Origin of the sequence: Gracilimonas qinghaiensis (genome assembly GCF_046602855.1) — a bacterium.
Lineage (GTDB): Bacteria > Bacteroidota > Rhodothermia > Balneolales > Balneolaceae > Gracilimonas.
In genome coordinates this window covers 493,712-516,211 of record NZ_JBKINJ010000002.1, presented here as the reverse complement: position 1 = coordinate 516,211, position 22,500 = coordinate 493,712, and the positions used below count along the sequence as shown (strand labels likewise).

The 22,500-nt window shown below is 41.0% G+C and carries 22 protein-coding genes; 6 read left to right on the top strand and 16 right to left on the bottom strand.

Annotation, left to right across the window (positions count from 1 at the left end):
• Window positions 1-197: 197 nt before the first annotated feature.
• Window positions 198-545 (bottom strand): endonuclease domain-containing protein, encoded by a 348-nt coding sequence (locus ACKGJO_RS12155; protein WP_411323711.1) that lies wholly within the window; start codon window positions 543-545, stop codon window positions 198-200.
• Between the two features lie 269 nt (window positions 546-814).
• On the opposite strand from ACKGJO_RS12155, the gene ACKGJO_RS12150 reads away from it, so the two are divergent.
• Complete coding sequence (locus tag ACKGJO_RS12150) at window positions 815-1,468, top strand: nitroreductase family protein (RefSeq protein ID WP_411323710.1); 654 nt, start codon at window positions 815-817, stop codon at window positions 1,466-1,468.
• Window positions 1,469-1,603: 135 nt separating this feature from the next.
• Here the strand turns inward: ACKGJO_RS12150 and ACKGJO_RS12145 are convergent, their stop codons facing one another.
• From ACKGJO_RS12145 to ACKGJO_RS12130, 4 genes are all read right to left on the bottom strand, one after another.
• Entirely contained in the window at window positions 1,604-2,467 is an 864-nt protein-coding gene (locus ACKGJO_RS12145; RefSeq protein ID WP_411323709.1) for a GIY-YIG nuclease family protein, read from the bottom strand.
• A gap of 142 nt (window positions 2,468-2,609) precedes the next feature.
• Window positions 2,610-3,923: an OmpP1/FadL family transporter gene (locus tag ACKGJO_RS12140; protein WP_411323708.1), complete on the bottom strand. Its 1,314-nt coding sequence runs from the start codon at window positions 3,921-3,923 to the stop codon at window positions 2,610-2,612.
• 857 nt (window positions 3,924-4,780) lie between these two features.
• Complete coding sequence (locus tag ACKGJO_RS12135) at window positions 4,781-5,665, bottom strand: SMP-30/gluconolactonase/LRE family protein (RefSeq protein WP_411323707.1); 885 nt, start codon at window positions 5,663-5,665, stop codon at window positions 4,781-4,783.
• Window positions 5,666-5,766: 101 nt separating this feature from the next.
• A complete protein-coding gene (locus tag ACKGJO_RS12130; protein WP_411323706.1) occupies window positions 5,767-6,816 on the bottom strand; it encodes an AI-2E family transporter in 1,050 nt (349 codons plus the stop codon).
• A gap of 155 nt (window positions 6,817-6,971) precedes the next feature.
• Here ACKGJO_RS12130 and ACKGJO_RS12125 point away from each other — a divergent pair, with 155 nt between their 5' ends.
• Window positions 6,972-8,072 (top strand): ATP-grasp domain-containing protein, encoded by a 1,101-nt coding sequence (locus tag ACKGJO_RS12125; RefSeq protein WP_411323705.1) that lies wholly within the window; start codon window positions 6,972-6,974, stop codon window positions 8,070-8,072.
• A gap of 9 nt (window positions 8,073-8,081) precedes the next feature.
• Here ACKGJO_RS12125 and ACKGJO_RS12120 read toward each other — a convergent pair whose 3' ends face one another.
• The 5 genes from ACKGJO_RS12120 to ACKGJO_RS12100 all read right to left on the bottom strand — a co-directional run bounded on the left by ACKGJO_RS12120 (window position 8,082) and on the right by ACKGJO_RS12100 (window position 12,120).
• The gene (locus tag ACKGJO_RS12120; protein WP_411323704.1) at window positions 8,082-9,248 is read right to left on the bottom strand and encodes a M20/M25/M40 family metallo-hydrolase; all 1,167 of its coding nucleotides are present in this window, start codon (window positions 9,246-9,248) and stop codon (window positions 8,082-8,084) included.
• 3 nt (window positions 9,249-9,251) lie between these two features.
• On the bottom strand, window positions 9,252-9,860 hold the full coding sequence (locus tag ACKGJO_RS12115; protein WP_411323703.1) for a flavin reductase: 609 nt from the start codon (window positions 9,858-9,860) through the stop codon (window positions 9,252-9,254).
• A gap of 11 nt (window positions 9,861-9,871) precedes the next feature.
• Entirely contained in the window at window positions 9,872-10,165 is a 294-nt protein-coding gene (locus tag ACKGJO_RS12110; protein ID WP_411323702.1) for an STAS domain-containing protein, read from the bottom strand.
• Complete coding sequence (locus ACKGJO_RS12105) at window positions 10,143-11,612, bottom strand: GNAT family N-acetyltransferase (protein WP_411323701.1); 1,470 nt, start codon at window positions 11,610-11,612, stop codon at window positions 10,143-10,145. Before ACKGJO_RS12105 ends, ACKGJO_RS12110 begins: the two co-directional genes overlap by 23 nt.
• Window positions 11,613-11,718: 106 nt before the next feature.
• Window positions 11,719-12,120 carry a universal stress protein gene (locus ACKGJO_RS12100; RefSeq protein WP_411323700.1) on the bottom strand — a complete coding sequence of 134 codons (402 nt, stop codon included), beginning with the start codon at window positions 12,118-12,120 and terminating at the stop codon, window positions 11,719-11,721.
• 116 nt (window positions 12,121-12,236) lie between these two features.
• Between ACKGJO_RS12100 and ACKGJO_RS12095 the strand changes: the two genes are divergently transcribed.
• From ACKGJO_RS12095 to ACKGJO_RS12080, 4 genes are all read left to right on the top strand, one after another.
• Window positions 12,237-13,652, top strand: coding sequence for a CCA tRNA nucleotidyltransferase (locus tag ACKGJO_RS12095; protein WP_411323699.1), 1,416 nt, complete (start codon window positions 12,237-12,239; stop codon window positions 13,650-13,652).
• Window positions 13,645-14,517, top strand: a complete 873-nt coding sequence (gene ispE / locus ACKGJO_RS12090; RefSeq protein ID WP_411323698.1) for a 4-(cytidine 5'-diphospho)-2-C-methyl-D-erythritol kinase — start codon at window positions 13,645-13,647, stop codon at window positions 14,515-14,517. The genes ACKGJO_RS12095 and ispE overlap by 8 nt, the downstream gene beginning before the upstream one ends.
• Before the next feature lie 149 nt (window positions 14,518-14,666).
• On the top strand, window positions 14,667-17,141 hold the full coding sequence (locus ACKGJO_RS12085) for a glycogen/starch/alpha-glucan phosphorylase (protein WP_411323697.1): 2,475 nt from the start codon (window positions 14,667-14,669) through the stop codon (window positions 17,139-17,141).
• A 106-nt stretch (window positions 17,142-17,247) separates the two neighbouring features.
• On the top strand, window positions 17,248-18,276 hold the full coding sequence (locus ACKGJO_RS12080) for a mechanosensitive ion channel family protein (RefSeq protein WP_411323696.1): 1,029 nt from the start codon (window positions 17,248-17,250) through the stop codon (window positions 18,274-18,276).
• A 16-nt stretch (window positions 18,277-18,292) separates the two neighbouring features.
• Here the strand turns inward: ACKGJO_RS12080 and ACKGJO_RS12075 are convergent, their stop codons facing one another.
• The 6 genes from ACKGJO_RS12075 to ACKGJO_RS12050 are packed head-to-tail and all read right to left on the bottom strand — an operon-like array spanning window position 18,293 to window position 22,495.
• Complete coding sequence (locus ACKGJO_RS12075; protein WP_411323695.1) at window positions 18,293-18,676, bottom strand: hypothetical protein; 384 nt, start codon at window positions 18,674-18,676, stop codon at window positions 18,293-18,295.
• 12 nt (window positions 18,677-18,688) lie between these two features.
• On the bottom strand, window positions 18,689-19,510 hold the full coding sequence (locus tag ACKGJO_RS12070) for an energy transducer TonB family protein (RefSeq protein WP_411323694.1): 822 nt from the start codon (window positions 19,508-19,510) through the stop codon (window positions 18,689-18,691).
• 5 nt (window positions 19,511-19,515) lie between these two features.
• A complete protein-coding gene (locus tag ACKGJO_RS12065) occupies window positions 19,516-19,929 on the bottom strand; it encodes an ExbD/TolR family protein (protein ID WP_411323693.1) in 414 nt (137 codons plus the stop codon).
• A gap of 2 nt (window positions 19,930-19,931) precedes the next feature.
• Window positions 19,932-20,639 (bottom strand): MotA/TolQ/ExbB proton channel family protein, encoded by a 708-nt coding sequence (locus tag ACKGJO_RS12060; protein WP_411323692.1) that lies wholly within the window; start codon window positions 20,637-20,639, stop codon window positions 19,932-19,934.
• Between the two features lie 17 nt (window positions 20,640-20,656).
• Window positions 20,657-22,294 (bottom strand): SPOR domain-containing protein, encoded by a 1,638-nt coding sequence (locus ACKGJO_RS12055; RefSeq protein WP_411323691.1) that lies wholly within the window; start codon window positions 22,292-22,294, stop codon window positions 20,657-20,659.
• Window positions 22,295-22,297: 3 nt separating this feature from the next.
• Window positions 22,298-22,495, bottom strand: a complete 198-nt coding sequence (locus ACKGJO_RS12050) for an HU family DNA-binding protein (RefSeq protein ID WP_411323690.1) — start codon at window positions 22,493-22,495, stop codon at window positions 22,298-22,300.
• Window positions 22,496-22,500: the final 5 nt, after the last annotated feature.

Genomic DNA, 22,500 nt, shown 5'->3' with positions numbered 1-22,500 from the left:
ATTAAACTTGCTAGCCAAAGCCAAGAACCCTGTGTCCCTTTGGAGGGACAGCAAGAGCAGATCGCTGTTGCTTGCGGGGAGGTCAGTGGTTATTTAGGTTTCGTGTTCTCCAAAAGGACAATCTCTTCATCAATTCTTCGGCAAACGGAATCCATATTCTGAAGTACATCCTCATCGGTGAAACGTAGAATGGTAAATCAGGCTGTTTCTAAGGTATTCTGCCGATCCTTATCCTGCTGCTGTGCTTCAGCGTGATCATGACTACAACCATCTACTTCAATGATCAAGTCGAGCTTTTTACACATAAAATCGGCGACATACTTTAGAATAGGGCGCTGACGGTTGAAGCTATAACCTCGTCGTTGTTTTTTTCTTAGCCCATATTTCCAAAGAGCAGCTTCAGCTTTGGTCATATTCTTTCGCAACGTTTTTGCGATCGGTTTTAAGTGTTTATTGTAATGATGGTTTGAAATATTTTTAGTCATATTGAACCCTCTCTTCTTTAAATTGTAGTGAAATGGGTGCATTATTTCCAGTTCTAGCATTTTTGCATATATCAACCACTTTCCTCTCTCTGAATTACAGCAGAGCTGAACCCTGTCTCTCCCCAAAGAGAGACAAGTTCTTGGTATATAAACCAATTTAAATCTAACTAAAGAGGCTGTTTAGGCCTCGAATTTGTGTCCCTCTGGAGGGACAGTAAGTGCAGCTTGCTACGTCTTACGGGGAGCTTCTTCACTCTATCTCTGTTACGATAAGATACATTAATTTCTTCCGTATCTTTGGGTTCAAAATCCATTTCAAAAAGATCAAAATGACCACCGATGAAACCATTCGCGTCCGAAAAACTCTAAAGCTCAGAGCCGACCCTGAAAACCCTTTGCCGGTAACCAAGGGAGAAGGATTCAAAGACACTATAAATGAACTGATCGAGCTGGCGGGGAAAGCACCCTTTCATCACGAAAGTCCTGAGAAGCAGCGATCCGAAACATTGAAAGGATCAGAGCCATGGCGATTTCACGCTTTAGACGGAAAGGGTTGCAGAACACTTCTAAACAAACTTATTGATGAAAAACCGGTGAAGTCCAGCGATGGGATAAAAGAGATGCTGGCTGCTTCAGACACACTTATACTTGGAACCTGGATTCCTGAAAAGAGCCGGAAGAAAGGAAGGAAATATCATCCAAACGTAAAGAATATGGAACATATTGCAGCCACCGGCGCAGCGATACAGAATCTTTTACTGGCGGCCACTGCTTGCGATATAAATGCGTATTGGTCATCAGGTGGATGCCTTCGAAAGCCTAAACTGCTGAAATATTTGGGCATACCAAAACATGAGATCCTGCTGGGAGCTATCTTCATCTTCCCCAATGAGTATCCTGAATCGGTTCAAACAAAAATCGGAAAGAATGTAACAAACCGCGGCGGGCTTGGTGATTATATGGATTGGGTGGAGCCGGAGTGAAAACAGCCAATATCGAATAACCAACATTCAACTTAAAACGCCTCTCTACTTACGCTCTGCCTTGGAGCTAGGCAATGGTTATAAACTAAAAGGGTTTGCTCAGATAGCTCTGTACCCTAAACATTTCCATTCTTCTTAGATGGATGTTGAATGTTCCTTGTTGGATGCTGAACCCATCAGCGCCATCAGGTCATCGATCTCATCCTGATCTATGAGCACGGTATCCAGCCCTAGTTCTTGTTTGAGTCTAAAGTTCCTGTTGGGTCCCAGTGTGTAGAACATACGGAGTTGCTCCAGTTCGTTGTCGAAATAATTTACGGTGAACCGATCTTTGAATTTGATTCCCATAACGTGTTCCTCAAGTTGGTCAGCCAATAACCCGGAGCTGCCTTTCAGAAACTGGTCCACCAATACACCTGTTTGAGTATCCAGCTTGATGTGAAATTTTTGAGGGGTGATACGGTTCAATAATTGACTTGGTAAGTATGTGGCACTTAGGATCGGCCGGTTCATCACGTACAACAGCTTCAGCATGGCACCTAGTCCCTTCCGAGTTTTGAGATGACCTTTAAAGCAGCCATACACATTGGGGTAATCTTCCATCACACGCATGGAAAGGCGAAATTCCCGGCTGTTGCCCCGTCTTGTGGTAGAAATATAGTAGTAGGTCTCCGGTTTTTTGTTAGCATGATTAAAGGGAGGACGCAGTGAACGTATAAGCAGATTCTCCAACAGAATTGCATCCGTTTCAGAATTACAGACCTCATAGGAAACTCTTTCGAGGTGCGCGATCATTCGCTGTATTTTTTTAGACTTGGAATAGCGATAGGAAGTGACTCGCTGTTGCAGGTCTTTGGCTTTTCCCACATACATTACCTGATCATGCCTGTCGTACATGGTATATACACCGGGTTCATGAGGAGGTAACTCATCCCCCATAGCATTATTTACCCGTTCTTTCTGGGTGACGGCCGCGGGCTCAAACAGATCTAAGGTCACGTAGAGTAATTATTAAGATTGCTAAAACAGTAGATAAAATAGGGGAAAGCGAGATTCAATATCCACCGGATTTAGGAGGTTTACTTAACAAAAAAAGGCACCTTAGAAAAACTAAGATGCCTCAGATATAGCAAAGATAAGTTTATTTACTGCTAAATAGATATTTGAAGCCAACCATTATAAGATCAGTGTTCATATCATAACTTATTTCACTTCCGGGAATGGCCCCATTAGGGTATTGCTGAGCTAATTGAGGATTGAGGACAGGGCCACTGGTTTTACCAGCACTCATTCCCCGATGGTATACGATATCAAAGTTTATCTTATTTCCGATGTTATAACCGGCTCCAACCTGAAAAGCGTTAGCTATCACAGCAGTAGCCGGGATATTGAAAAAGGTTAATTCTTCATCAATTGGATTGCTGGAGTAAGTATATCCAAGTCTCAATGGTAGGTTGTCAATGCCTTTATACTGAATACCGGTTGATATGACAGAAATATTCTTCCATCCAAAACCAGCTACAGATGCTGTATTGGTCCAGCCTGATTCAGAAAACCCATCCGTATTCTCATAATTTACAAATCGGTAATCCAATGCCAGATCCAGTACATCAGCTGAATAGCCAAGGCCAACAGAAAAAATGGATGGATAGTCCATATTAAAAGAATTGGTTGAAGTTGATCCATCCAGGTATGTGTTCTCAAACTCAAAATCACTGAAATGAACATTTGTTTTATAGGCAATACCTGACTTAAATCCGGATCCCGAATCAAAGAATAATCCAACCTGTGCTCCATAACCAGTGGCTGTTGCTTTGTTGGTGGATGGATAACCGGCAGTTTGAGATGGTGAAGCTGTTGGATTTGGAGCTAATTCAAGGGATGATAAACTGAAATTAGGTTCCACACCTATAGAAAACTTATCAGATAGTTGGTAGGCATACGTTATACCTGTTTGCAACAACATGTAGTCGGATTCAATATGACCAAAGCCACCCATATTTTGGGGCATGTTAATAGGGTTCGCCATGTTTTCAGGGAAGGTCACGCCGAAACCACTGATTCCAAAGACAGATAAACCAAATGAATGTTTACTCTTCTCTGATGCCCAAACATAAGCCACCGCAGGCATTGGGGAGATTCCGCGGTCATCGGCAGTAGTGCCACTGAAATAGTTTCCTGTTGGTTGCCCATTTTGATCAAATTCTGGGACTGTGCTATTTAATTCAGGTGAGGAAAAGAAAAGACCAACATCCACATTCAATATTTGTTGGTCAAAGCTGGATATGGCAGCGGGGTTCCATTGTAAAGCTCCTGATATATCAAGAGGTTGACCGGTTGCAGCACCACCCATAGACATATTAAATGCACCGACTCCCTGCATGACATGACCTACTTGTGAATAAGCCATTGTTGAAAAAAACGTAAAGGCCATTAATAAAATAAATTTCTTCATAGTTATGGGGGTTAATATTATTCGATTTATAAAATGTTCAGGCTTGTCTGTATTACCTTTATGATCAAAAAAATCTAAGATCTAGATTTTTTAGTACTAACTACGCTGTATTATATTAGGCAGATGTGAATGATTCATGAATATTCAAATATTTAGAATACATCTTAATAAAGCATTTTAGGTCTATCGATTGTAGGAGCAGTAAAAGTAAATCTCATTTACTGAGTTAAAAAAAGGTAACATGAGGAGCCCTTAATACATCAGTTAAATAAGTATTATTTTAACATTTTATGCTGTAGAAAGGTCGTTTCAAAAGTCTGAAGGAAACTTTCAGCCTTTATGGATCCTATTGGTGTTCTTTTAGGGTTATCATGGATTACTTAAAAGTGCTTATAAAGAAAATGGGGTTTTCACATGATCGATAAAGCAACTAAAGTTTAAATGGGAGAAACCTCAAAGGCAGGAAATATATGAGAGTCCTTAAAAATGCTATTCTTCCTACATTTTTGATAACTAGTTGCAAAAATAATGTAACGTCATCAGAACCGACGATAAGAGGTACATTCAATAAAGTTTATGAGACCCTGACTTTTCCAAATGAATACTTTAGCGTTCGCTTCGTCTTTCTTGATAAAGATTTATACTGTGAGGAATGAGCTATCTGTTTTTAAGCCTGGAAATACCAAAGTTGTCATTCAGTTAAACGAATTGGAAAGGAATCTATACAAAAAATAGACCGAGCAAAGAGACCACGTAACTGAGTTAGTGATTATAATAAATTAAGTTTCAATGATCATATTGATTAAAAAAGATTCAAAATAATTAAAACTAATTTTGAGTCACTTTTAGTTAGATTATTACTTAGTTACCATTACTCGATAAACTGAATTAGCTGCTGTAATGTATAGTTCTGATTCATCGCTTCCCCATTCTACATTTGTGATCTGTTCCTCAAAACTTATATTCGAAAGCTGTTTGCCTTCTGTATCAAAAACGGTTAAACCATTGGGTCCTGTGGTGTAAAGCCGGCCATCAGAATCGGTGATCATCCCATCAGCAGCACCTTTATCACCCGGGGGGTCAATGTTAGCAAATAGCATTTCATTAAAAAGATCTCCGTTAGGTAGAACTTCAAATTTAAGGATATCTCCGGTTTCAGAATCACTAAGGTATAAGAAGGACTCATCAGGTGAAAATGCGATCCCGTTAGGCAGGGCAAGTTGGTCGTACAGCAGTATCAATTCACCGTTTTTATCTATTCTATAAACACCGGCAAAATCCAGCTCCTGATCTTCAGAGGAAACGCCGAAAGGCGGGTCGGTAAAATAGATAAGTGAATCTGATCGAATGGCAAGATCGTTAGGGCTGTTCAGTCTCATTCCCTTATATTCTGTGACGATAATTTCTAACTTTCCGTTTTCCAGCAACTTTGAAACACGACCGTCGTGTTGAGTAAGAACAACGGTACCGTCGGGCATGCCTTCAATACCATTGGATCGACCGGAAGAATCTATAAACACAGAGGTTTCAGAAGAGCCGGGTCGCCACTGATAGACTTTGTTAGCCGGAATGTCGCTGAAGATCAGGCTCCCGTCATCGAGCCAGTGAGGGCCTTCCGTAAACTGATAGCCGGAGGTAACAACATCAGGAGAACTCAGGGAAAATTGTTCGTCTGAAATACAGGATATTGTTAATAAGATGGTTGAAAGAAGAAATGTGCGGAAAATGACTGTGTTTTTCATAACGTTATTTGTTGTTTAACAGGATCGGAAAGTAGGTTAAGTGGATCATCGATGACATAAACTAATTCAAAAAACTCAAAAGCTACTGAGTCGTATACGATTCAAGACTTACCTAAAAATATACCATAAGATTTCAGCCCTTCAAATTCATCAAAAACCACTTTAAGTACACCGACCAAGGGTATAAAAAGGATCATTCCTGAAACATCCCAGATAGAGGCTCCCATAAAAACGGCTATCAGTGCGACCAATGGATTAATTCTTACTTGTGAGCCCACCACGTAGGGAGTGATAAGGTTGTTTTCCAGAAGCTGTATAAGCCATAATGATATAAGAATGGCTATAGGATAGAACATGGAATCGGTGGTTGTGATCGAGTACAGCACAACCAGCAGTGATGAAATAAAAACTCCGATATAAGGTATCAGGTTGAATACTGCAAGAAGTATGGCAAAGAAAAAAGCGTATTTGATATTTAAAACTGTCAGGACAATGTAAAACAAAATCCCAACGATAAGGGTAACCAGCATGAGTCCTCTCAAATATTGCTGAGCTACTTTGATTATCTTGTTGAAGAGTGACCGGGTTTGGTCGTGGTAATTGATAAATAGCTGGAGGGAACCTTGGTAAAAGGCATCCCGGTAATAGAGTAGAAAAAAAATGTAGAGGGGAATCACACTGATAACAGTCAGTAATCTGAATACAGAAAACAATGAATTTCTCAGCTCCGTCAGTCCAGTGTTGATGATCTGTGAAACTGAGTTATTTGCCTGACGGGTCAGTAGTTCATGAGAAATTCCAACCTGCACTTCAAGAAAATGCTGCAGGTCTGTGATCCACGCATCAACCGTATCGGTCACAGCAGGTATGTCTCCCAATAATCCGGCTACCTGAATGGATAAAAGGTATAAGATCACACTTAAAGTTGCAGTAACGATGGTCAGAACAGTGATGATGGATAACCAGCGAGGAAACTTGATCTGTTCAAGTTTTTCAGTCAGAGGCAGGATCAGCAGAGCAATGAAAGCAGCCCAAACTAACGGCAACAAAATGAATTGAGCCTCGATCATGATATAGACCGTCAATACCCCGATGATCAACAGGGCTGCAACTCTGATCAGTTTGGTATTATCAGTTGTTTGTTGCTTCATGCACATAATATGGCAGATATATGGCTTTCTTCAAACCACTTATTCAGATTACATGAATTTAATTTTTGGCCATTGAATAAGATCAAAGAAATAATGAGATTAGAGTATTAGATTTGGCAATACACTTGGTAAGTAAAATTTAAGAAAGGGGTATTTTGAATAGGGAAAAACAATCAGTTTTATTATTTGGCGGTGAGGAGAATTTAGGCTTACCGGTCATCCGTTGTTTGGGGTATTTTTCTGGAATACCTATTCATTATGCAGCAATTAAAAAAACAACTACCAGGTTCAGTCGGTACTTAAGTTCATTTCAGCTGATTTCCGGAACAACTGAGCAGGAAAGACTTGAAAGCCTAATCAAGATTATCAACAATACGGGATCACAAGTACTAATACCTATAGACGAAAGATCGGTAAGGCTTGTTATTAAAAATAGAGACAAAATTACAGATAGCATAAATATCCCCCATCTAGCCGACCTAAAAACTTTCCATCAGATGGTCATGAAGAATGCCCTGAACGAATGGTTGGAGAGCAATGATATACCATATGCCAAGATCTGGCCGATTCCAACAGATGTAGAGGCTGATATCCCGGATTCTTTGACCTTTCCAGTGCTATTTAAACCAGTTTGGGACCGAGGCGGAGATATTGATGCACTTTTTATCAATATTTTTCGATGCAGGGAAGAAATGATTAACTATTTTGGCGAGAACGAAATAAGTTCTGATGATTATTTCCTTCAGGAATATATACCTGGTTATGATATTGACTGTAGTTTATATTGCAAGGAAGGAGAAATATTGGCTCATACTATACAAAAGGGGTTTATCTTGCAGCCACTTCAATATTCCCCGGCGATAGAGCTTCTCCATAATATTGAATTTCTCGATCAGATAGAACAGATCATCAATAAATTGAAATGGTCAGGAATTTGCCATCTTGACTTCCGGTATGACGAACGGGAAAAAAACTATAAACTGATAGACTTTAATGCTCGGTTCTGGACCACTCTTCTCGGTTCATTGGTAGCAGGCGTAAACTTTCCATACTTGGCTTATCAAAGTGCACTTGGAGAAACATTTCCGGTTCCTGAATACGATGATACTCACTTTGTATTAACAAGATCGGCTATCAAAGAAATGTTTAAATTTAATAAAGAACATTCATATTCATTCCGGCAAACCGGTTTGTATTATGCGCTTCAGGATCCTTTGCCGGAAATATTCAAGGTTTCATCTTTGAATAATTCCTGACATCGCTCCTCAATCTGTTAGAGGTGGCTGAATCAGCAAATTTACGATGAGGGGAATTCTGTCGAGAGACTCATTCAGAAAGACCCTTTCAGTTGGGCTATGGGCTCCATCACCTACGGCTCCCAGTCCGTCGAGGGTGGCCGTATAAAGGCTGGTAAAGCTGCCATCTGAGCCACCGCCGGATGTGCCTTCCTTCAGTTCGAGTCCAAGTTCATTTCCGATCTCCTGAGCTAAATTCCATAAGGCTCGATTACGTTTATTTTGAACCAGTGGGGGACGTCGAAAACCGCCCTTGATTTCAAGTGTTACATCGTCGGTATCAGAAACCATGGAGGTGATAGCTTTAGTAAGGCGCTTGGCATCTGCTTTGGTCTGTACTCTTACATCCACTGAGGCCCTGCTTTCTGCTGCTACCACATTTGTGCTGATACCTCCATCAATGGTTCCTACATTAACAGACACCCCATTTTCAGGATCGTTTAGCTTATGCAGTTTTTGTATAAGATAGGATAACTCCAGAATAGCACTTCTGCCTTTCTCAGGTTCAATACCGGCATGGGATGAAACTCCTTTAATAATAATATCAAAATGTCCGACTCCCTTTCTCCGGGTTTTTATCTTGCCATCAGGATCCAAAGACGGTTCAAGAACGAAAACGCGGTTCATGGGTCTTGCCAGTAATCTGACTCTTGAGGCTGATTCAGTGCTGCCGCTTTCTTCATCTGAGTTAAGAAAGAGTATAGGGCTAACCTCAGGATTTATTTTATTATCATCTCGGATGATCTTGAGCGCCGTCAGCATCATGGCGATGCCGGCTTTCATATCATAAATTCCAGGCCCTGTCAGAATATTATCTTCAATATTGAATGGCATTTTTTTAAGGGTACCCTTTGGCCATACCGTATCAACATGACCAAGTAGCATCTGATAACAATTGCTTTGCGTTGTCTTAGGCCGGGCATATAACTGCCCGCCGCTATTATTTCCTTTCAACAACTGTACGTCATAATCAAACCTCTCAAGTTCTTTCTGAAGGATAGAGAATATTTTTTGATGAGAAGAGGCGTTAGCGGGTGGTGTTTCAGTTTCAACCAATTTTTTTAGAAGCTTTAGAAAATAGGATCTATACCCGGATTCAATATCAATATCATATATCTTGATTGCGGCTTTCTTCATAACCTATTTCTTGAAGTCCTTGGGAAACGGAAACGCTTGTGTTTCATCGATTGTGGCATAACGTCCCGGAGATACATACACCAACTGTGGGTTTTTGATAAGCTTTTCATCATCCGGTTGTGATGGCTTCCTGATGAAATCGTTAGCAGCATGAGCAGCAACAACTTCACCCAGAATTAGACTGTTTTCACCAAATCCATCTACAAAGCGTTTGAGTTTACATTCTAAAAAGATGTAGCCATTTTGTATAAATTTACCATCAATATCAGTGGCGGGAAAGCTTTCTATGCTTTTCAATTCGGGTTTGGTATTATCATCACAGCGTGGAGAAGCTGTCAGGCTCGTTAAAACCAGTTGATCCGGTTTTGGATAAGTTACCGTAAATTCGCCGGTACGTTTTATATTCTGATAGGTTGAATGATTCGGGGTGCATACGAAGCCAAAATAGTTCTTCCAACCAAGAGGAAAAGCCATGTGTTTGGGGGCGAAATCGGGAGAAGAATCCGGCTCAATCGTTCCTACGATAACCAGGGGATGAACCGTAAATATCTGGTCCCAAACAGGAAACTCAAGGTTAAGCCGTGTTATAGCATTTTCGTTTTTATTTACCATGAGGGTGTCCTTTAAGGTTCTACAATTTCATCTAGTTTCCACTTATGGTGGAGGCCGAGAGTTTGAAGGATTTCAAAAAATAATTTTGGAGGATCTTTAAGCCTTACCCTTACCTTTTTTTCGCCGAACATAAGTTTATGCAAAAATATGATAGCTTTGCTGTTTACAAAATGAGCTTTCGAAAGATCGATACGCAGATCTTTACGCTCACCCAGCTGTTCACTGATGAGGCGAACAGCATTCAGGTTAAAATCACCCGGCAGTTCAATTTCGATCTTACGTCTATCTTTCTTGTAATGCATCATACTCCTGCTTTATGAGTTTCTTCATTTTTTCAGCAAGATCAGTGTAAGTTTTGATCTGCTCAAAATCCATATCAACCTTGATCTTCTGCATACGCATATGGTCGCTTTCCTGATGGAAAAGAGGCATTAACCCACTGAAAATGAATTTCTCTTCTTTGAGCCATTCAAGGGCTCTATTTATTCGAGGGCTATTAAGGGGCAGATCAATGTAAACCGCATTCAGGTTCAGCTCTTCTATGCTTCGAAATAATCTCAGACAGCTTGTCTCAAAGGTCTTACCGTATTGTTTAACAGTGATCAATACGTTTTTTGTTTCATAATTAATGGTAAGGCTAAGATCGGTTTTATCTTTTTGTTCGAAGGTTGGTTTACCTGAACTTATAGAATTGTTTTGTTCGGTGAACTGAGCATAGATCTCAGTTAATATCTCTTTGTAAGCTTCAGGCAGTACAACCGGTTTCCTCCAGAGCTTTGTAAGTGGGAGAAAATCCATGATAACACTTACAATTTCAGAGGTTTCTGAGGTCATACCTTTGTAAAGCTTCCTGGGTGATTTTGCAATAATAAGAGCGGTGCTCTTGAAGCCAAACTTGTCATTTACCTTCTGACTTATGATATGAAAGGTGGATGCCATACCAAATAAGCCCTTTAATCCCCTTTGCTTACTCATTTTTATGAGTTCATTCATCATTTTTTTCATGAGGCCACGGCCGCGGTGATTGGGTGAGACAACAGCTTCACCAACCTCGCCGATCATAGAATCTGTACTCCTGATGACCGCAAAATAACCGACAGGACCACCTCCCTCAGTTCGAATAATGGTACCAAACTTATATTCATGTTTGATAGCTGTTTCGATTCGTTTTGGAAAATACAGGTCTTCTTTTGAATATGTATAACTGTAAGATTGGTATATTAGCTTTGCAATATCTTCCGCATCTTCTGATGTAGCAGGGGTTAACAGGTAATCACTATCCGGTTCAGGTTCATCCAGATCTTCAGGCTCAAAGTGCTCGGGAAGCATATCTTTGATGTGTGAAGAAGTGAATTGCTTGACGAGTCGAAATTCCTTCCCATCTTTTCCGCGGTTCAGAAAAAGAAACTGATCCGTCATCTTTTTAACCGTCTTTAAGGCAGCTCCTTCAAAATCATGCTCATTGATTGCTTTTTCAGCATCATAGGTGTGTTTTTCCGGATCGAATGGCTCTCCCTTTTCCTGAATGGCGATCTCAATTTCTGAAAAGGTGTACTGAAACCAGATCTCGATGTAGCCAGATTCATTTTTATAGCCATGAAGAAGCACATCCGTAAGGATTTCATCAGAAGCCAAAGCCATTTTTGCGGCATCATTTCGCTCCAAGCCCATGTTCACGCACCATTTGTAGGTGAAATCCGTGGCAGAGCCCAGCATCGGTAGTCTTGCTTCCAAAAGTAAATGAGCTTCCATGATGCATAAAGTTTATTTACTATATAATATACAGGCAGATGTGAATATTATATGTAAAATCTAAATCAGTAGGTTTTTTAACAAATTGTTTTTGTACGTAAGTACTTTACTTGATCAGAGTTATGCCACCCGAAATGTTCTCAATAATGTAGTTACTGATACCACCCTCTCCCTCTTCATTTATATCCCACTTGAAATCTGAACCACCAATGAATAAATGGTCTCCTTTCAGGGCATTCATCTGATGGATGATGACATCCCCCGGTTCACCGGTTTCAACTAGGGTTGTCAGGGTTCCTTCCTTTCCGGCAATGTCCTCAAATGTAAATTTTGCCATTTCAAGGATAGCTTTGGCTTGTGTGACGGCGGTATCATCTGTTGCCACTACCAAGATGTATATTTCAGGTTCTGTTCTCAGGTCTCGATATAATTCAGCTGCATATTTTACAGCTTCACTGGCGTATTTCGTTCCATTTGTTGCTATAACCCATGTATTCGTATTTCCCATATCAATTTATTGTCTTAATGGACGTCTTTGTTTAATGTACCATGGTAATAAAAATATCTCAGTAATCCTCTGAAAGCAATGCTTAACATTCCTATCTTTGATGTGCTTTGAAACACATGAAAAACATACCAACGTCGCACCAAGAAGTCTTTAAGATCATAAGCAAAGCTGCCGAGGAACTAGACTACCCTGTTTATGTGGTAGGTGGCTATGTTCGCGATCATTACCTAAACAGACTAAAAGAAGGAGCTATGGATATCGACTTTGTTACAGTCGGTTCCGGAATAAAATTAGCTACCCTTGTTTCAAATAAGATAAAAGACTCTTCGCTGGCTGTTTATAAACAATTTGGAACCGCTCAAGTAAAAACCGGGGAACTGGAATTGGAATTTGTGGGTGCTCGTAAGGAAAGCTATCGAAGAGATTCCAGAAAGCCGATCGTGGAAGACGGAACGCTCGAGGATGATCAGCTCAGGCGCGATCTTACCATCAACGCTATGTCTTGGTCGCTTAATGAAGATAATTATGGTGAGCTGGTTGACCCATTTGGCGGAATGGAGGACCTGCAGAATAAGAATATAAAAACGCCGATCGATCCCCACCAAACCTTTAGTGATGACCCGCTTAGAATGATGCGGGCCATACGGTTTGCTTCTCAGCTCAATTTCAGGATAGAGGAAGAAACCTTTAACGCGATCACTGAAATGGCTTCGCGTATCAATATCATCTCTAAAGAGCGGATCATTGATGAGTTGAATAAAATTATATTAAGCGATAATCCTTCCCTAGGTTTTACCATGCTTTTTAAGACGGGTTTACTGAAAGAATTCTTTCCGGAAATGCACGAGTTGCATGGTGTTAAGGAGATCAAGGGAATTCGCCACAAAGATAATTTTTGGCATACACTTAAAGTATTGGATAACGTGATCGAGCTTGGGGCTGACCTTTGGTTACGCTGGGCCGCCATTATGCATGATATTGCCAAACCGCCTACTCAGAGGTTCCATCCAAAAATAGGCTGGACATTTCACGGCCACGATGCTTTGGGTGCTAAATGGACCAAGAGAATTTTTCGCCGGCTTGGCCTGCCTCTAGATGAACGGATGCGGTACGTGCGAAAAATGGTGCGTCTGCACCTAAGGCCTATTGCTTTGGTGTCAGATGAGGTTTCGGATTCTGCTATACGCAGGTTAATTTACGAAGCGGGAGATGACATTGACGACCTGATGAAATTATGCCGGGCAGATATCACCACAAAGAATGATTATAAACAGGTGAAGTATCAGCAGAACTTCGATTATGTAGAACAACGGATTAAAGAAGTAGAGGAAAAAGATCGAATCAGAAATTGGAAGAACCCGCTTTCCGGTGAGGAGATAATGAAAGCTTTGGATATCAAACCAAGCAGAACAGTTGGCGATGTCAAAGACACCATAAAAGAGGCGATCCTGAACGGAGATATCCCAAACGATCATGATGCGGCTTTTAATTATATGATGGAACACAAAAACGAATTTTTAAACAATGGCTGAACTTTGGATCTCTGATTCCTATGGTAAAATAAATCTGGGTCTGAATATACTTGAGAGACTTGAAAACGGTTATCACTCCATCGAAACGGGCTTCTGTTTCATAGAATGGAAAGATCGCTTTGAGGTAAAACCGGGCAGGATGCATCTGGAAATGAGCGACCCAAAAATTCCGGTTGATGATACAAATCTAATCGTAAAGGCGATTAAACTTCTGCAAAAAGAAGCCGGTTTAAAGGATGAGTATAATATTAAAGTAGAGAAAAATATACCCATGGGAGCGGGTTTGGGAGGCGGAAGCAGTAATGCCGCTACTACTCTGCGAATGATGAATAAGATAGCGAACCTCGGTCTTTCCCAGGATGACCTCATAAAGTTAGGCAAAAATATCGGGGCCGATGTACCTTTTTTCATTAAAGGAGAGCCCGGGTTTGCAACCGGTTTAGGCGATGAGATCGAACCCTTGGATATTCAACCCGATGCTTTTATTGTTACCGTCTATCCAAATATTGAAAGCAGTACCGAAAAGGCCTACCAGTATTGTGAACCGAATCCAGAACCTGAATTTTCACTGAAGAATGTACTTTTGGACGAGGAACCGGAGGAGTGGCGATACCTGCTGCTGAACGAGTTGGAAAAGGTAATCTTTTCCCGGCTGCATTTAGTTGGAAATATAAAAGATCAATTCTATGAGTTCGGTGCTGAATATGCCAGTATGAGTGGAAGCGGTTCCAGTGTTTTTGGTGTTTTTGAACAGGATTTTGTTGCAATTAATGCGTATGAATCGTTTCATAAGCTCGGTTTTCCGGCCAATATTACCAGACCAAAATTTAAGCCGGACCAAGGAATTTATTTAAAGGAAGGATAATAGAATAAGGAGTAATCTAGTAACTCCTATGAAAATAAAGAAGCTATAACAGCTTTACGTTATCTGTTATAATCAGTTATCATAATACATCTTATATTATCACTCCTCACTTCATCAAGTAAAAGACTATTTAGATCAGAAAAGTAATTATGAGTAAGAAAAAAACAACAAGCGTGAACACTCGCTCAGGGATGGACAAAGATTCTCTTCGTGAAGACATTAAACTCCACCTTCGGCATACATTGGCTAAGGATGAATATTCCACAACAAACTGGGATCGCTACAAAAGCGTAACTCTCACTATCATGGACCGGTTAAATGATCGGCTCCTCAATACTCAGCAACATTATTATAAGACCGATGCCAAGCGCGTTTACTATCTTTCCATGGAGTACCTGATCGGTCGCCTGTTGGATAATATGCTGGTGAATTTAGATGTCCGAGATCTGGTGGCTGAAGCTTTGGATGAGTTGGATCTTTCCTACGAAGATATTCGCGATCAGGAATGGGATGCTGGACTCGGTAATGGAGGGCTTGGCCGGCTTGCTGCCTGTTTCCTTGATTCCATGGCAACACTTGGAATTCCTGCAATTGGTCATGGCATTCGTTACGACTACGGCATCTTCTATCAAAAAATTCAGGATGGCTACCAGGTTGAAAGGCCGGATCTGTGGCTAAAATATGGAAATCCGTGGGATACAGTTCGACCTAAGGTTCAGTATCCTGTTGAGTTTTACGGGAATCAGGGTGTTCAAGAATCCAGCAACGGTAATACCTACTATAAATGGGAAAACACACATCGGGTTAAAGCCGTTGCCTACGATACTCCAATTCCCGGTTATGATAATGGTATTGTAAACTATTTACGCCTTTGGAAAGCTGAATCCTCTTCGTCTATTGACCTGAAGAGTTTTAATCAGGGGCAGTATATAGATGCAGTCAGGGATAATCAGCTTGAACAAAATATCTCACGAGTATTGTATCCGAACGATAAGGTGTTCGTTGGTCAGGAGCTGCGACTGAAGCAGGAGTATTTCCTTGTTTCAGCGTCTATGCAGGATATAATACGCCGTTTCAAAAAGCAGTATAACGATTTCACGAAGTTTCCTGATAAAGTATCCATTCAGTGCAATGATACTCACCCTAATCTTGCCATCCCTGAACTGATGCGTCACCTGCTGGATGAAGAGCACATGGATTGGGATAAAGCCTGGGACATTACAGTAGACTCAATGGCTTATACCAACCATACTTTACTGCCTGAAGCACTTGAAAAATGGCCGGTTTCTCTGGTTAGAAATCTGTTGCCACGTCATCTGAATATCATCTATGAGATCAATAGGCGTTTTCTTGACGATGTAAAGGTTAAGCTAGGTGATGACAAGAACCTTCAAAGCCGAATGAGCATTGTAAGTGAAGGTGAGCAACCCGTGGTACATATGGCCCATCTCGGGATTGTGGGTGCCCGAAAAGTAAATGGTGTTGCAGCAATGCATTCCCGTTTGCTGAAAAAATCCATGTTCAAGGACTTTGCAGAGATGTATCCGGATAAATTTACCAACAAAACCAATGGCATCACCCCACGCCGCTGGCTTAAGCAATGCAACCCGGCGCTTTCAGGTTTGATATCTGAAAAGATCGGTGAGGATTGGGTAACGGACCTGGATGAGCTCAAAAAAATCAATGAATATGCTGAGGACAAGAAATTCAGAAAGCAGTTCGCTGATATAAAACTGGAGAACAAAAAACGCCTGGCTGATTACATAAAAGAAAATAACCATCTTGATGTGGATCCAAAGTCCATGTTCGACATTCAGATCAAGCGGATACATGAATATAAGCGTCAGCTGATGGCAGCCCTTCATGTGATCACGTTATATAATCGACTTAAAGAAAATCCGGATCTTGATATCTCACCAAGAACGGTAATATTTGCGGGTAAAGCAGCTCCCGGCTACACGATGGCCAAATTGCACATTAAGCTTATCAACAGTATTGCCGAAATTGTGAATAAGGATCCGGATGTGAATAAAAAGCTTAAGTGTGTATTTCTTCAAAACTACAGCGTAACATTGGCTGAGAAGTTGATTCCTGCGGCAAACTTATCTGAGCAGATCTCAACGGCAGGAATGGAGGCCTCAGGAACCGGTAACATGAAGTTTGCCTTAAATGGTGCGCTTACTATCGGTACTCTGGATGGTGCTAATGTTGAGATCAAGGAAGAAGTTGGAGATGAAAACATCTTCATATTCGGATTGGAGGAAGAAGAAATTGAACAGGTGCGGCGAGAAGGCTACAATCCATGGGATTACTACAATTCCAATGCTGAATTAAAGCAGGCAGTGGATCAGATCCGTGATGGATTTTTCAGTAACGGAGATAAGTCGCTGTTTGAACCGATCATTAATGCCCTGCTACATGAAGGTGATTACTTCATGGTAATGGCAGATTATGAGGCCTATGTTAAAAAACAAGATGAGATATCTGATGCTTTTAAAGATAAGGAAGAATGGAACCGCAAAGCGATACTCAACACCGCCAATATCGGTAAGTTTTCAAGTGATCGAACCATTAATGATTACAATGATGAGATCTGGAAGGCACCGAAAGAGAGCCTGAAATAATTAGTGCTACCTGCAAAGGTATTTGAGAAAGAGGTTAGCCATTTGGTTAGCCTCTTTTTTTTGTAACCATATTCGATTGTCATGATAAAAATTTTATCTTAGAACCATGAAAAAATTCCAGATAACAACATCCACACCACAAGTTGATTCTTTGGTAACTGACAGTGCCGATAACATTATTTCAGCTGATTCTGCACTCAATTTGCCCGATCCATCCGAATATACAGTTGGTGATACATTTGAGTATATCTGGGATCTTCTTCAGGTACAATTATTCACAATTCAAAATACACCGGTCACTTTTATGAAAGTGATCGTTTTTGTTTTACTTCTGATCGGATTTTCATTGCTCGCCTCATTTGTGAAGCGGACACTGAATAACCGAATACTGCCTCGTTTCATCAAAGACAGTGGCCTTTGCTACACCCTATCTCGGATGTCTCAGTACATTATTATAGTAATTGGAATATTTATTTCTTTCCAGTTTCTGGGGATAAATATGACCGGACTCGCTGTGATCTTCGGTTTCCTTTCTGTAGGGATAGGTTTTGGCTTACAGAATGTTACTTCAAACTTTATTTCAGGTTTGATCGTGTTATTTGAGCGCCCTATTAGCGTTGGTGACCGTGTTTCTGTAAGTGATATAGAGGGAGATGTTGAGGAGATCAATATTAGGTCGACCAAGGTAAAAACACTTGATAATATTTCAATCATTGTTCCTAACTCTGAATTTGTTTCCAGAAATGTGATCAACTTTTCTCATGGTGATACAACGTACCGGTTGAGTATCGATGTTGGGGTCTCTTATTCTTCAGATCTGGATAAAGTATTGAAAGCCTTGAATGAAGTGGCAGAAGAGAGTGAAGACGTTCTTAAATATCCGGAACACGATGTGCATTTACGCAGCTTTGGGGATTCATCCTGGGACATGAAATTATTAGTGTGGGTACCAGATGTGAAAAAAAGATATAAGGTTCAGAATGATCTGAATCAGACTATCGTAAGGAAATTTGCTGAGTATGATATTGAGATTCCATTCCCACAGCGCGATTTACACGTTAGATCAGGACTGCATGAGGGGAAAAAGAACACTGAACACGGCTCGGAAGATTCAAAAACTGATTCCGATAAATAACTTTATTTACTGAAACTTAAGGGAAGCTGAGATCCAGACTTTGATAAACACTGTCTCGGTGAATGAATTGAAAGGTATAATAACCTGGTGCCGGAATTTCGAGCGTGTACTCTCTCTCATAAGGAACACATTGTTCCGTACAAATTTCAGAAGTTACCTCGGCAACGGTCTTGATCTCAAAGGTATTTTCATCCCGTTCAATTAATTCCTGAAGATTTGCCCAACAAGCTGATCCACAGGAATTAGACATTTTGAAGGTTACAGAACGTTCATTTTGTTCGATCACTTCTAACTGTTCAGGTAAAACCGTCTCATAGTTTGAATCATCTATTGATTGACCTGTTGAGCACCCTATACTTAGTAAAAGCAATACAGGCAATATTAATAGCGAAAATTTCATATTGGGGTCAATTTATTGGACTACGAAACGGAAAGTAATGGTTCCCCATTGAGTTTGTTGGGGTACCCCACCCGGCAGCCTTGAAAACCTCCAGGATCGCAATGTACTCATTACTTCACGTTCCAATTCAGGATTCATCTTTCTAAGAGGGATGATACGGCCTACAGTTCCATCAGGTCTTACTTCAAATCGTACTGTAATAACAGCTTCTGAATTGGTGGCGTTTTGTGGGAGGGGTTGGACCATAGGTGAGCGATCAATTTCACCTTCCCAGCTTAATTCATAAGGAGATGTTTTATCCTCATCATTACCAATTCCCTGATCGGATTGCATATCTCCGATAGCTCCATCAACATCACCACTTTCATCGGCTCCTTCGGTAATAGTTTCATTTTCTTGGGAAACGGGGGGAATTTCAACTTCCTCTTCCTGGGGTTGGGTCTCTTGTTGAGAAGGATCGATCTTTTCAGTATCAGGAGTGGTTACTTCTTCTGCTTCAATCTCTTCAACCTGATCGGGTAAGTCCACCGGTTTGGTATCTTCTTCGGTTGTTGTTTGTGGGGTAACTTCTGGCTCCTGAACTTCTTCTACCGGTTCGTCAGGCTCAACTTCAGAGGGATTCGGTCGTTGCGCCACTTCTTCATTTTGCACTTCAGAATATTCGGCAAGCTGTCCGGTTCTGAATTCACCAAATTCCACTTCAATATAAGACGGCCGTACGTTGGCATTCATTTCAAAGGTGTAAATCAGAGAAAAGATCAAGAGTACGGCATTTACACCAAGGGTAACCTTTAGTGCAAAACGATCATCTTCTGTGAATTTATAGCGGCCCATAACGGTTAGGATCCTTGTTCTGTAGCCATGATAATTTTTAGATTCAATGCTTTGCTGATATTCATCACTCTTACAGCGTCATCAACTTTGGCATCCTTGTCGGCTCTTAATACAACGGTTCCCTGAGGCTTATTATTTCGAGCGTTTCTGATTGCGGAAGCTAAAGAACCTCGTGCCGTCAGGTCACCATCCACATAGAACTCGCCATTTTTGGTAACAGCAACAGAAATAAACTGCTGTTCAGTAGCCGCACTGCTTTCTGCCTTAGGTACTTCAACACGAATGCCGAAGTTGGTAACAAAAGAAGATGTTAAGAGAAAGAAAATAAGCAACAGGAGCACGATATCCGTCAGTGACGATTGTGAAAACAATGACAGGGGTGGCAACCGTTTATCTCCTCTTCTGAAATCGCGTGACATAATCAGTTATTCTCTTTTTTAGCAGGTGATTGCAACAGATCCAGAAAATCAGCAGAGGCATTTTCAAGTTCAAATATTGACCGACTGATCTTACCAAGAAGGAAGTTGTAAAAACCATAGGCGATCAGACCAACAATAAGTCCTGCAGCTGTAGTTATAAGGGCTTCCCATATACCGCCGGCAAGAACACTTGGGTTTACATTTCCCTGCAGCGACTGAATATCCATAAAGGCTTCGATCATACCTGTTACGGTTCCTGTAAAACCTAGCAATGGTGCCACACCGGCAATAGTAGCCAGCCAATTCATGCGCTTTTCAAGGAAGAAAATCTCTTTCTTACCTGCATTGTCAATGGCATCTTCAATATCTCTTATTGGTCGGCCGAGGCGACGAATACCTGCTTTAATGATGCGGGAAATAGGCTTGTCGAATTCATCACAGTAATCCATTGCGTTCTTTGCTCCCCCTTTACCGGATTTCAGCATATCTCCTATGGTATTCAGAAACTTGTCGGGATCAACATGAGAGCGGTTAAGGGCCCTCCATCGTTCAACAATAACATACATACCGATCATAAATAAGAGAGCGATCGGGATCATTAAAACGCCTCCCTCCATAAGAAGGTCAAAGAATGAAATGGTTTCTTCCTGCATAGCCATCAGGGAGTCAACTGCAGTAGTGTCCTGCAAAAATATCAATAAAGGGTGCATGTAGATGATCTTTAGATTTACTGAATTTGAGTTATGAAATAATTGTCTGTAAAAGGATCGCCGAGATCTTGACCTGCCAAGGCTGCATCGCGCATGGTTTCAAACTGCCCTAAGCTAACTCTCCAAAGCGTTCCATATTGTTGATGCGGTATTGAAGCTAAAATAACACGATATCCTTGTTCGGATAATTCAGAAACTTTGGCCCGGGCATTATCTTCATTGGTCAGTGAATAAACAACGATTGTATAACCATCATTGGCTGATTCATTGAGTGTCCCTCTTAAACCATACGAGGTTTCTCCGGCAGGTGCTTGTTCCTGTATCTCTTGTGTTTCTGATACCTGAGTTTCGGACTCTTGTTCCGTTTCACTTATAATTTGCTCTGTTGGTGATGTTTCATCCGTAGTCGTTTCAGACGGTGACTGTTCACCTGACTCGGTTGACTCTTGCAGAGGCTCAGTAACTTGAGGGTTCGGCGCAGGTGGTGTTGTTTGAGTTGTTGCAGGAATCTCAGCAGGTGTAATTCCAGGAATATTGACAAAGCCGAAATAACCGAGCCCATAGATGCCACTTCCAAGTACTATAATTATGATAATTATAAGAAGTATAGCTGATTGACTACCCGGCCCTTTGGCTTTTTGCGGACGTTTAAAAGGTTTACGCTTTTTATCCTTTTTCTTGTCTTCTGTTTTTGGCTCTTCTTCCTTTCCGGGTTTACCTGAAGTTATGTTTTTTATTACCGGAACCGGTTCAATATCATCTTCGTCATCTTTCTCACTTATAGAAGAAGAAAGAGCCTCTTCCAGATCATCTTCGTCTTTATCATCTGAAATTGAAGACTCAAGTGCTCGATCCAGGTTTTTTTCTTCTTCACTATTATCCCCTTCATCGAGTCCTGCCAATGATGCAAAAGGATCAATATCGTCTTCATCCTCTTCATCAATTTTGGATCCTTTGTCACTATCAGCCTCGCCAGAAAGTTCACGCTCTATCTCGGATATTCGTTCAAGATCTTCGTCCCCATCCTCTTCATGGTCGAATACTGCTTTAAAATGTTCTTCCTCCTGTTCACTTTCTTCTTTGGGAGTGTCACCTAATAGACCGGAGAACATATTTTCATCACTTTCATCCTTGTAAGTGTCTATTCCCCATTTATCAGGGCCGGGTTTCTCTTCAAGGTCTTTTTCTTCCGTCCCAGGCTGGTCTTCATCTTCAAAACCAAAAGGTGAATCACCATCCATATCATCTTGTTCCTTCGCTGCGTCGCCTTCACTTTTCGGTTCCGATTCGTCTATAATATCAGACTTTGGCGTTGAAGTATCTTTAGGTTCATCATCAAGCAATCCGGCAAAAGGATCATCCTGATCCTGAGCATCAGGTTCATCCGCAGTTCCAACAGCTTCATCCATTTCGATGGCTTCCATGCCAACGTATTTGTAATTGATCTCTGTGGCAAGCTCATCGGAAGGAATAAATACCACATTATTACCAATAGCGCTGAATACACCAAAGCCCTCCACTTCATAGGCTTCACCTTCATCGATAGCTTCATTGATCTCCTCAACGAGATCGGCAAGTTGGTTTTCTATCTTCTCTTTTTCAATTCCTGAAGTTTCAACGAGCAGTTCTACAAGTTTTGAATGATCTATATGCATAGCTTATCCCTTCTTAGCGGATGTGAATTCTACGGTATCTTTAGGAGGCTGCATTACATTTGTGCCATCAGCCCGCTTTTCCTGTTTTTGATTGTGATGAACCGGTTTGAATGTACCAAGTCCATCTATCTCAACAGAATTTTTCATTATGATCTGATCCCGTATTACAATACCTAATGCCTCTAAAAATTTATCCGTCATAAGAA

Bases quoted from the DNA above. Each gene is read 5' to 3' on its own strand.
- ACKGJO_RS12155 (WP_411323711.1), bottom strand. From the start codon at position 545: ATGCTAGAACTGGAAATAATGCACCCATTTCACTACAATTTAAAGAAG.
- ACKGJO_RS12150 (WP_411323710.1), top strand. From the start codon at position 815: ATGACCACCGATGAAACCATTCGCGTCCGAAAAACTCTAAAGCTCAGA.
- ACKGJO_RS12140 (WP_411323708.1), bottom strand. From the start codon at position 3,923: ATGAAGAAATTTATTTTATTAATGGCCTTTACGTTTTTTTCAACAATG.
- ACKGJO_RS12135 (WP_411323707.1), bottom strand. From the start codon at position 5,665: ATGAAAAACACAGTCATTTTCCGCACATTTCTTCTTTCAACCATCTTA.
- ACKGJO_RS12130 (WP_411323706.1), bottom strand. From the start codon at position 6,816: ATGAAGCAACAAACAACTGATAATACCAAACTGATCAGAGTTGCAGCC.
- ACKGJO_RS12120 (WP_411323704.1), bottom strand. From the start codon at position 9,248: ATGAAGAAAGCCGCAATCAAGATATATGATATTGATATTGAATCCGGG.
- ACKGJO_RS12115 (WP_411323703.1), bottom strand. From the start codon at position 9,860: ATGGTAAATAAAAACGAAAATGCTATAACACGGCTTAACCTTGAGTTT.
- ACKGJO_RS12110 (WP_411323702.1), bottom strand. From the start codon at position 10,165: ATGATGCATTACAAGAAAGATAGACGTAAGATCGAAATTGAACTGCCG.
- ACKGJO_RS12105 (WP_411323701.1), bottom strand. From the start codon at position 11,612: ATGGAAGCTCATTTACTTTTGGAAGCAAGACTACCGATGCTGGGCTCT.
- ACKGJO_RS12100 (WP_411323700.1), bottom strand. From the start codon at position 12,120: ATGGGAAATACGAATACATGGGTTATAGCAACAAATGGAACGAAATAC.
- ACKGJO_RS12095 (WP_411323699.1), top strand. From the start codon at position 12,237: ATGAAAAACATACCAACGTCGCACCAAGAAGTCTTTAAGATCATAAGC.
- ispE (WP_411323698.1), top strand. From the start codon at position 13,645: ATGGCTGAACTTTGGATCTCTGATTCCTATGGTAAAATAAATCTGGGT.
- ACKGJO_RS12085 (WP_411323697.1), top strand. From the start codon at position 14,667: ATGAGTAAGAAAAAAACAACAAGCGTGAACACTCGCTCAGGGATGGAC.
- ACKGJO_RS12080 (WP_411323696.1), top strand. From the start codon at position 17,248: ATGAAAAAATTCCAGATAACAACATCCACACCACAAGTTGATTCTTTG.
- ACKGJO_RS12075 (WP_411323695.1), bottom strand. From the start codon at position 18,676: ATGAAATTTTCGCTATTAATATTGCCTGTATTGCTTTTACTAAGTATA.
- ACKGJO_RS12070 (WP_411323694.1), bottom strand. From the start codon at position 19,510: ATGGGCCGCTATAAATTCACAGAAGATGATCGTTTTGCACTAAAGGTT.
- ACKGJO_RS12065 (WP_411323693.1), bottom strand. From the start codon at position 19,929: ATGTCACGCGATTTCAGAAGAGGAGATAAACGGTTGCCACCCCTGTCA.
- ACKGJO_RS12060 (WP_411323692.1), bottom strand. From the start codon at position 20,639: ATGCACCCTTTATTGATATTTTTGCAGGACACTACTGCAGTTGACTCC.
- ACKGJO_RS12055 (WP_411323691.1), bottom strand. From the start codon at position 22,294: ATGCATATAGATCATTCAAAACTTGTAGAACTGCTCGTTGAAACTTCA.
- ACKGJO_RS12050 (WP_411323690.1), bottom strand. From the start codon at position 22,495: ATGACGGATAAATTTTTAGAGGCATTAGGTATTGTAATACGGGATCAG.